This window comes from Microcoleus sp. K1-B1, assembly GCF_036704705.1.
In the GTDB taxonomy this organism is placed as follows: Bacteria; Cyanobacteriota; Cyanobacteriia; order Cyanobacteriales; family Microcoleaceae; genus Microcoleus.
Genome location: NZ_JAUBSH010000078.1, coordinates 23,285 through 32,423 on the forward strand (window position 1 = coordinate 23,285; position 9,139 = coordinate 32,423).

At 47.3% G+C, this 9,139-nt stretch carries 7 protein-coding genes and 1 pseudogene; 3 read left to right on the plus strand and 5 right to left on the minus strand.

Features of this window, described 5'->3' with window-relative positions:
• Positions 1 to 16: 16 nt before the first annotated feature.
• A complete protein-coding gene (locus QUA83_RS23005) occupies positions 17 to 1,648 on the minus strand; it encodes a polysaccharide biosynthesis protein (protein WP_333296099.1) in 1,632 nt (543 codons plus the stop codon).
• A gap of 568 nt (positions 1,649 to 2,216) precedes the next feature.
• Complete coding sequence (locus QUA83_RS23010) at positions 2,217 to 3,500, minus strand: PilT/PilU family type 4a pilus ATPase (RefSeq protein ID WP_333296100.1); 1,284 nt, start codon at positions 3,498 to 3,500, stop codon at positions 2,217 to 2,219.
• A 652-nt stretch (positions 3,501 to 4,152) separates the two neighbouring features.
• On the opposite strand from QUA83_RS23010, the gene QUA83_RS23015 reads away from it, so the two are divergent.
• A complete protein-coding gene (locus QUA83_RS23015) occupies positions 4,153 to 5,322 on the plus strand; it encodes a DUF58 domain-containing protein (RefSeq protein ID WP_333296102.1) in 1,170 nt (389 codons plus the stop codon).
• A 211-nt stretch (positions 5,323 to 5,533) separates the two neighbouring features.
• On the opposite strand, the gene minE is transcribed toward QUA83_RS23015, so the two are convergent.
• The 3 genes from minE to minC all read right to left on the minus strand — a co-directional run bounded on the left by minE (position 5,534) and on the right by minC (position 7,967).
• Positions 5,534 to 5,905 carry a cell division topological specificity factor MinE gene (minE, locus tag QUA83_RS23020; RefSeq protein WP_333296104.1) on the minus strand — a complete coding sequence of 124 codons (372 nt, stop codon included), beginning with the start codon at positions 5,903 to 5,905 and terminating at the stop codon, positions 5,534 to 5,536.
• A 209-nt stretch (positions 5,906 to 6,114) separates the two neighbouring features.
• Positions 6,115 to 6,921, minus strand: coding sequence for a septum site-determining protein MinD (gene minD, locus QUA83_RS23025; RefSeq protein WP_333166390.1), 807 nt, complete (start codon positions 6,919 to 6,921; stop codon positions 6,115 to 6,117).
• A gap of 239 nt (positions 6,922 to 7,160) precedes the next feature.
• Positions 7,161 to 7,967: a septum site-determining protein MinC gene (gene minC / locus QUA83_RS23030; RefSeq protein ID WP_333296107.1), complete on the minus strand. Its 807-nt coding sequence runs from the start codon at positions 7,965 to 7,967 to the stop codon at positions 7,161 to 7,163.
• A gap of 164 nt (positions 7,968 to 8,131) precedes the next feature.
• Between minC and QUA83_RS23035 the strand changes: the two genes are divergently transcribed.
• Positions 8,132 to 8,779 carry an ADP-ribosylglycohydrolase family protein gene (locus QUA83_RS23035; RefSeq protein WP_333296109.1) on the plus strand — a complete coding sequence of 216 codons (648 nt, stop codon included), beginning with the start codon at positions 8,132 to 8,134 and terminating at the stop codon, positions 8,777 to 8,779.
• Positions 8,780 to 8,878: 99 nt separating this feature from the next.
• Positions 8,879 to 9,025 (plus strand): annotated as a pseudogene (locus tag QUA83_RS23040) (IS4 family transposase); the annotation flags it as partial.
• Between the last annotated feature and the right edge of the window lie 114 nt (positions 9,026 to 9,139).

The window sequence follows — 9,139 nt, forward strand, 5'->3', positions numbered from 1 at the left end:
CAAAACTATGTTGAAGCTACGCTGCATCGGGGATAGCAACAGGTTCAGATTTTTTGGTAGTGAACTGTGCGGGGGGTGCAAATTCTCTGAGATATCTCGATATCGATCGCAAATATCCCACTTCTGCATGAATAGAATCCAGGGTAGAAAGACTCTCAACTAAGTCATCAAACTCATCTGCCGTAACTCCAGCACTGTGCAAGACTTCTTGGTTAAGCCGCCCGCAAATTCCTTGCAGGAGGAGTTCGATAATCTCGCTATAGTCAGCGATTTCTGTTCCGTAACCTTGCAATTTCTTGGGATTGATTCCCCACTGCAAAATTTTCAACAACTCTTCAGGGGCACTCCACGCAAAAGAGGAAGCAATCACTTCTTTTTCCGCTGCTACAAGAGCGTGCTTGATTTGCACTTCGGGGAAATCTGGATCGATGATTAGGCTTTCCAGCTTCGACACTTGTTTATCTAACACACGCAAAGAAAAAGGAGCTAATTCTACACTCACCATGTCGCCAGTATCGTTAATACTTCTAAAAGGATCTTCCAACACATTAATTAGGAGGTGAATGTCTGTAGGTTTTTTCCAGTCAAACTGTCCAAGGAAAAACGGTTCTTCGTATCCCGGCAAAAGCCCTTGAAAATAAATCGGCAGATTTTTGCCTGATTCAAGAATTTTATAAAGAGCTACTTCCAAGGTTTCTGTCGGCCAACCGAGATTACTTACGGCAACAAATTTCAGTTTACCGGGAACGGACACAATCAGAGAATTCAGCAATAAATGTACGGCTTCAAAAAGATTTTGAGCCGTTACGTAACGGTGGGGAGCGTGAACGTTGACAGTTTTACCTTGCTCTACTTTTTTGGACATTTGCTCGCAGAACAAGCTATTTTCCAACATATGAGTAAAGCGAACCATCCCGTAAGTGACATCTCCTTCTTGAGCTGCTTTGGCAAATTGCCATTCGGCAAACTTCTTCGAGGCGGCGTAAACTTCGGTTGTAAAATATCGAGATGTTTTGCCTGTCGAAGAGAATATGCAGTGTTCTACGCCGTATTCTTCGCAGAGTTGGATGACGTGTTTACATCCTAACAGGCTGGTTGTAACTGTTTCTCGGATTTTGATTTCAGCTAGTCCGGGTTGGCGTTGGGCTGCTAGGTGAAAAACAATTGCTGGTTTTTCTACCTCAAATATGTGTTTGAGCGCGTCGAGGTTGCGAATATCGACGGCATAGAAAGTTACAGCACCTTCTTTGGTAAAAAGCGGGAGATTTTCTTCGGGGTTGTGACATCGGGCGTTGTCTGCGGAAATGATTTTAGTTGCGCCTAATTCGAGGAGTTTTGCGATCAAGAAACGACCGACACATCCTTCTCCTCCGGTGATTAAGATGGTTTTTCCTTTGATTTGGCTGCTGACTGCGGATGCGTATAGGTGAATAGTGCGACCGCGCACGTCGCTAAAAGGTTCGCTTTCTAATTGTCCGTCGGCTTGATAGGCTGCGATTAGCTGTGCGGTGAGAGTTTGTAAGGCCGCGAGGATTTCAGGATCTTGGGGTTCCGGGGAACCGGGGGGAACTAGCTGCTGGATGCGCTCAATTATTTCTGCTTTGCTGGCACCTTCAAACACTTCTCTTTGGTTATATGCACTCTTCACTTTTTTTGGCTCCTTTAAATTCTAGAAATACCCTTGCTGATAAGCGCGTTGTTAAACAAATTTTCGATGGACAGAATCTTTAAAAGTCTGCTTGGTTTTAGGATTTTTTCGACGGAAAGCTACTTAATTAGGAAAACACGCCATTGGCTCGGCTTGTAGTTTTATTAAGCCCTTTTGTAACCTGCTTACTTCTGCGATCGGCAAATATCGGCAAAGTCGGAATGTTCTCTGTCCAAAATTTGTCACTACAACTATATACTTAAATTGCTGAGTGCTGCCAATACTCTGAACATATCTTTACTATTTCTTTGCAATCACCTGCGAGTTTTCACGCAATTTTAAAGTTTATGTAAAGTAGGGTCTACGTTTAAAAAACTTAACAATACACTTGACCTTGATTATAGCATTTTACTTTTTAATTAAAATGTATGTTTGGTTACTAAATATAGGTGGTTTTTAAGTAAAAATACGCACAAAAGCCATCATCAAATATTTCGGTCTGCTAAAAATCTTGTTACTTGATGGGTGGGGTAGTCCTGCAGTGCCTACCCCTGTATGTGTGCTGCTACTAGGCGCGAACAGTGCGTTCTTTTTTGCTGCCTTCAAAGCCGCGAGCGTCGGCAACATCGTAGCCTCCTGTCCGCAAGCGGCGGTCTAAATCGCTGGCTTCGGGAGAAATTTTTGCTGCTTCTTCGATCGTCACTCTGCCTTCAAGCACCAGTTTGTAAAGACCCTGGTTGATAATCTGCATTCCTTCGTAAGTATCATGTTCCATTAATCGGAAAGCTTCCTCATCAGCACCTTTCATCAAGTAATCGTGCATGGCAGGTGTATTCACCAAAATATCGTGAACTGCTACCCGACGGTTGTCAACTGTGGGCAGCAAAAGTTGGGCAATTACCGCCACTAAAGAATCGCAAATTTGAATTCGCATCGCCTGTTGTTCTTCGGGTGGGTAGAGGTTCAACAACCGATTAATAGCGTTAATGGCGCTGCGAGTGTGGAGAGTTCCCAATACTAAGTGACCAGTTTGAGCTGCTTGCAACGCTGTATTGATGGTAACGCGATCGCGCATTTCCCCGATCAGAATTACATCTGGATCTTCCCGCAAAACTGCGCGCAAAGCCTGCTGAAACTCGTGGGTATGCAAGCCGACTTCCCGCTGGCTGACCAAGCATTTTTTAGAAGGGTGAATGAATTCGATCGGGTCTTCAATTGTAACTACGTGCTTTTGCTCCATCTGGTTGAGGTGGTCGATCATCGCAGCTACAGTTGTCGATTTCCCCGAACCGGTAGGCCCTGTAACCAATATTAATCCCTGCGATCGCAAAATGATATTTTTGAAAACTTCTGGCAACCTCATGGAATCGATAGTAGGTATTTCCAAACTAATCAACCGCAATACCATCGCACCGCCGCTGAGGGAATCAAAACAGTTTAGCCGACAACGCACAAAGCCAGGGTAAAAAATTGCTGAATCTAATTCCTTGGTAGTTGCAAACTGTTTTCGCTGTTCGGGGGTGAGAATTTCGGCTAGGTAATTTTCAAAAATTTCTGGCGTTACTTTGGGGTGGTTAGTTGCTACTTGCATCACGCCCCGAATCCGAAATCGAGGTACTTGGCCGACTCGAATGTGAATGTCGGAAGCCGAGGCGCTATGGGCATCTCTGACCATTTGTTCGATCGTACTGACGGGTGTCTCAACAGGCCGCTGCTGCTGGGCTGCGGGGGGCACACTCGGCGCTGGTGGAGGCGGCGCGGGAGTTGCAGCCAAAGGCGGGGGCGGTGGCGGTGTTCGTCGGCGGGCTTGAGCCTCTGGTTGAACGGGTGTAGGATTGTTTAATGGGTTCATTTTTTTGTCTCCAGTCAGTCTATTTTTGATTTTAAATTTTAGATTTTAGATTTACTCCACAGATTAATCTGGGAGCAGGAACTAGAGTCTAAAATTTGGGGCTCGACCCTGACTGAGTGTCGGGGGCTGGTATCCGTTTTTGGGCGGGGTCAATGTAGATTTATTGCGAAAAAATGCCCGATTTCTAATTTTATCGCTCGCAGCTAATTCGGTGTTAAATGCTGAGAATATTTTACAATTAGGCTTGATGGGGCGATCGAGTAATTAACAATTTAAACTCCTGTCAGTAACTCAGGGCTAAAGCCACTGAGCTTGTAAGAGAGATCAAGCAAGCTGTACTGACCCGCCTAAGTCTTAGCTGACTACGTTATTTAGGTCATAACACCGGTGAATGCGACGCTAGTTTTCCGCTCTGTTGTTTACAGTTAAACAGTTTTAAAGTCCCTGAAACAGTGCTGTAAGCCGAACAAGCCTTTATAACATTGGCAAAGCGAACATTACCCCGAAAGGGAGATTGAGGCAGCCATACCTCACCGGGGAGGCAACCATACCTCTCCAACCCCGAAAGGGGATTCAAGGCGATTGAAATCGCCGGGTCGTTTTCCTCTCAGGACTAAAGTCTCGCTCGTTTCCCACTTACCGAACTTTTTTTATGAACATCGGTCACAAAATCGCCGACTGGCTCGAAAATCGCGCTGTTACCCCTGCCTACGCAGGTTGGCTGCTATCGGGGATGACGGTTTTCTTTTTTGGGTCGGCGACTAATACAATGTCTGGGTGGCTGTACGTGCTCAGCGGTGGGGGTTTGGCGCTGTTGGCAGTAGCCGCAGTTTTGCCGGGAAAATCGCTCCGTTCCTTGGAAGTCCGTCGCCGCCCGATCGAACCGGTGAGTGCGGGCGATCAAATCACCGTCGAACTAGAAATCGAAAATCGCGCCAGCGAACCTAAGACTTTGTTGCAAGTGGTAGACATCTTGCCGTTTGTACTGGGAGAACCGGTTGTCCGCCCGATCGAAGTCATAGAGCCTAACAGTATATACAGGGATACATACTATCTAGAAGTCCGGCAGCGCGGCGTCTATCGGTGGCAAGAGGTAAACTTGAGGACGGCGGCACCTTTAGGGTTGTTTTGGTGCCGACGCAGCCGCCCAGTCAAAGCGGTGGCGGTTGTGTATCCACAAGTTTTGCCGTTGAGCACTTGTCCTTTGATCGATCGCATCGGTCAAGAAGACAGCCCGCAATTTTACAATCGCAGTCGATCGCAAACTGCTACCGAAGGCCTCACCCGCAACCTGAGACCTTACCGCCACGGAGACCCCACCCGCCTGATTCACTGGCGCACCAGCGCCCGCTACGGAGAACTGCGGGTGAGAGAGTTAGAAGTTGCAGCCGGCGGTCAAGAAATTATTATTGCTCTCGACAGCGCTGCGGCGTGGCAGCCAGAAGAATTTGAAAGAGCCGTGACAGTTGCTGCGTCTCTTTACTTCTATGCTAGCAAGCGCCTGTTAAACGTCAAACTTTGGACTGCCGGGACTGGACTCGTATCGGGGAACCGGGTAGTTTTGGAAACTTTAGCGGCGGTTAATGTTGGGGAAGATGCGATCGATAATCGGTCGAAACTGCCGATAATTTGGCTGACTCAAAACTCTGCAAGTTTAAGCACTCTTTCCCCTGGCAGCCGCTGGGTACTCTGGCCGTTGGCAACTGCTGAAACCGGCGAAAAAACGTTAGTCAAACATGAGTTACCTGGTTTAGAAATTCGCTCCGGCCGACCCTTAGAACTTCAGTTACAAGATCCTCTGGAAAGAGCGATTAGTTATTAAGAGAGTCCACGCAAGCTTTTTGGGAAAGAGCGATTAGTTATGAAGATTAACTTCATGACTTTTTAGGTATCACAAGCTTTTCCCCTTTTTAATCACATATTTGGGACGAGCTAAGAGCCAGCCCCCCCAATATTTTAATTGTAGAGAGATAGTTTAATTTAAATTGCTAGCCGATCAAACTCTTTGCCTGACAATAAAATCTCAATCCCTATCACTCTCTCGTGTCGGGCAGAGTTTCGACTACATACTCCGGTACATAATCGGGTCGATTTTCGGGCCGATTCGGGGGCAAATTCTTGGGCAAATTCTCCGGTGGATGTTCCAGCCTGACGCGCCGGATCGGGAGATTTGCAATTAGTGCTGTGGCTCGCTGGTCGCTCTCCAGCGAGAACTCAGACCCGGTGGTATCGATTTCCACGTAGCGAGACACCACCTCTAGAATTTCTCGGCGCATCGACTCAACCATTTCTGGGCTGAGTTCTGAGCGGTCGTGGGCTAGAACCAATTTGAGGCGCCGTTTTACCTCGTCGCGGCTGTTGTCAGGGGTGCGCGGGAAAAGTCGTTCGAGAAGTGTGTGTATCATGGGTCAGGCTGGTTTGTCAAGGGTTAGGCATAGAAAAGGTCATACCATTTTCGATTTTCGATTTTCGATTGGGGAATCAGTGATTCCCGTCTGGTTTGGAGCTGGTCTACAGTTTCATTCTTTTTGGGAACTGGTGTCACTGGGGGAAATTTTGGGCTAGTTTTTGTGATGCGGTCGCTGCTGTTAAAGATCGATCGCCAATCAGCACATCACATAATTTTAGTATTTAAGAACTTGCGGAGGCGAGTAAAGAAGTTTTCGGGACGGGGATTGAGATCTAGAAATTCAACTTTTTCGCCTTCTAAGCGGCGGGCAATATTGTCGAAGGCAGTTCCAGCTAAAGAGGCCGTTTCCGACAATACTAATGGTTCGCCTCGGTTGGTGGAAACGATGACGCGCTCGTCGTCGGGAACGACGCCTAACAGCGAAATGGCGAGGATTTCCCGCACGTCTTGCACCGACATCATATCATTTGCCAGCACCATTGCGGGTCTGATCCGGTTGACGATCAGGTTGATTTTCTTGACGTTGTTGGCTTCCAGCAGGCCGATGACTCGATCGGCATCCCGGACAGCCGCGATTTCGGGAGTGGTAACAATTATCCCTTCTTGAGCCGGGGCGATCGCATTTTGAAAACCTTGTTCAATGCCAGCAGGAGAGTCGATCAAAATATAGTCGTATTTTGCTCCCAACATCCCCACAAGCTGCTTCATTTGCTCAGCGCTGATGGCATCTTTCATGCGAGTTTGGGCAGCCGGCAACAGCACCAAGCGCGGCTGCCGCTTATCTTTCACCAAAGCTTGCTCTAACCGGCACTCTCCTGCGAGAACTTCTAATGCCGTGTAAACAATCCGATTTTCTAAGCCCAGCAGCAAGTCTAAATTTCTGAGACCGAAATCGGCATCAATTACGGCAACGTTGCGCCCCCGCTTAGCTAAAGCCATGCCGAGATTGGCTGTGGAGGTGGTTTTTCCTACCCCGCCTTTCCCTGATGTAACAACAATAATGCGAGCCATAAGCGATTTTTAGATTAGTTATTGGTTATTGGTTATTGGTTATTGGTTATTGGTTATTGGTTATTGGTTATTGGTTATTGGTTATTGGTTATTGGTAACAACTAATAACTGTCAAATGTCAACTGTCAACTAACCATTACCGCCGATCAACTGCGATTTGTCAAAATTGGTAACAAATAACAAATAACAAATAACAAATAACAATGGTCAACTGCCAACTGTCAACTGTCAACTGTCAACTAACCATTACCCCCGACTAACTGCGATTTGTCAAAATCAGAGGCTCTACCGATCCGAATCCCTTGGGGCGTCACATAGGCGACTTCCGGGAAAAACTGAGCCGGTGAGGTTTCTGGGCCTCTGGCAACATACTTAGCAATCCTAATCACCATCGGTTCCATCTGCAAGGTCATAATCACGCTTTTGGTGTTGCCACCGGCACCGGCGTGCACGACTCCCCGCAAACGGCCCCAAACTAGGATATCGCCTCCGGCGATGACTGAGCCGCCGGGATTTACGTCTCCCAAAAGTACGACTGTGCCCGGATGGCGAATTTCTACGCCCGATCGCACTGTCATCTGCAAATATAAAGGTTCCGCCAGCGATTGCGGTTTTTCGGCAGTGGCTTTATTCAGGGAAGAAACCGGAGGCTGCTGTTCTACACAATAGCCTGCTGTAGCTGCGGCAACGGCGGTTTGGCGGCGACTGGTGTGGACTCGTTTGAGTTGCAGTTCCACTTCCGAGAGGGCATCTGCGATTTCTTGTAGTTGGCGGATATCTAAAAGTCGATCGTTCCCCATCAATTGTACTTCTGCGTTTGGCTGCCAAAAGCGTTCTCCTGCGTTCAGCCTAACTTTTAGCTGCTGCCAAAGTTCAGTCCAAGTCGAGGCGGAGGCTGTTCCGGGTTCGCTATTGGTTTCTGGGGGGAGTAGCAACAGTAGCTGTCCATCTTCGGTTTTGAGTCGGACTTGCAGCTCCAAGCTGACTTCGGGTGTAGATTGAGTGGCAGGGGCGGAAGTGGCTCCGGCGGTGGCATCGGGTGTCATGGACAGGTCTGAGTTCGGGTATGGACAGGTTAACATCAATATTAGCTCGATTGTTGACGGTTCACTGTTGACTGTTGACTGTTCACGGTTAACTGTTCACTATTGTTATTTGTTACCAATTCCCAATTCCCAATTCCCCATTCCCAATTTCCAATTCCCATTTTATGCAGCAAATAGAACGTTATCGCGGCAGTCTCCTAGGTCTAGCAGTTGGTGATGCTCTCGGAACAACTTTAGAGTTCTGTCCCCCAGGAACATTTACACCTATTAACGGTATGGTTGGCGGGGGCCCGTTTCAACTGCAACCGGGCGAGTGGACTGATGATACTTCGATGGCACTTTGTTTAGCTGAAAGTTTGATTGAGAAACAAGGTTTCGATCCAGTCCATCAGTTAGAAACTTATTTGCGGTGGTGGCGAGACGGACATTTGAGCAGCACTGGTGAATGTTTTGATATTGGCAATACGGTGCGACAAGCACTTGGGAAATTTGAAGATACAAGAAAACCTTTCTGTGGTTCGACGGATGCTGGGAGTGCTGGCAATGGTTCGATTATGCGTTTGGCTCCCGTGCCTTTGTTTTATGCTACAAATCCTTTGGAAGTCATAGAAAAATCTGGAGAAAGTTCGAGAACTACTCACGGTGCTGCTACGTGTGTGGATGGTTGCCGCTATTTTGGTAATTTAATTGCGGGGGCTGTGAATGAAGTTGCTAAAGATGTGTTGGTTTCGGACAGATATTGTCCAATTTGGGGATATTGGGAAGCTAATCCGCTGGTGGCAGAGATTGATGAGATTGCGGCGGGTTCCTGAGAGGGTGACAACGGAGGTCAAACCCAGACGGGGCAATTGTTTGAGATAATGGATAAGTCGTCAAAAAGCGGGTGGCCCTTGGAGCCACCCTAACCAAAAATGTTAAAGACATTATACCACTCGTTATTACGCATTCATCTGAGCGAAAGTCAAGCAAAGACCTTAGAAATCTTAGTTTTGATGCTTCAAAGTTATCGAAACGTCAGATTATCAACTCTCGCCAACTTCTTTCCACAACCTATTAAATAAAAGAGTCGAATCCGAAATATCCAGCGATTTCTGGAACGGGTGCATCTCAGTTTGGCAAATACATCAAATTGAAAGTTGACCGTTGAGATAAGCACAGCGAAGAGCAAGGAT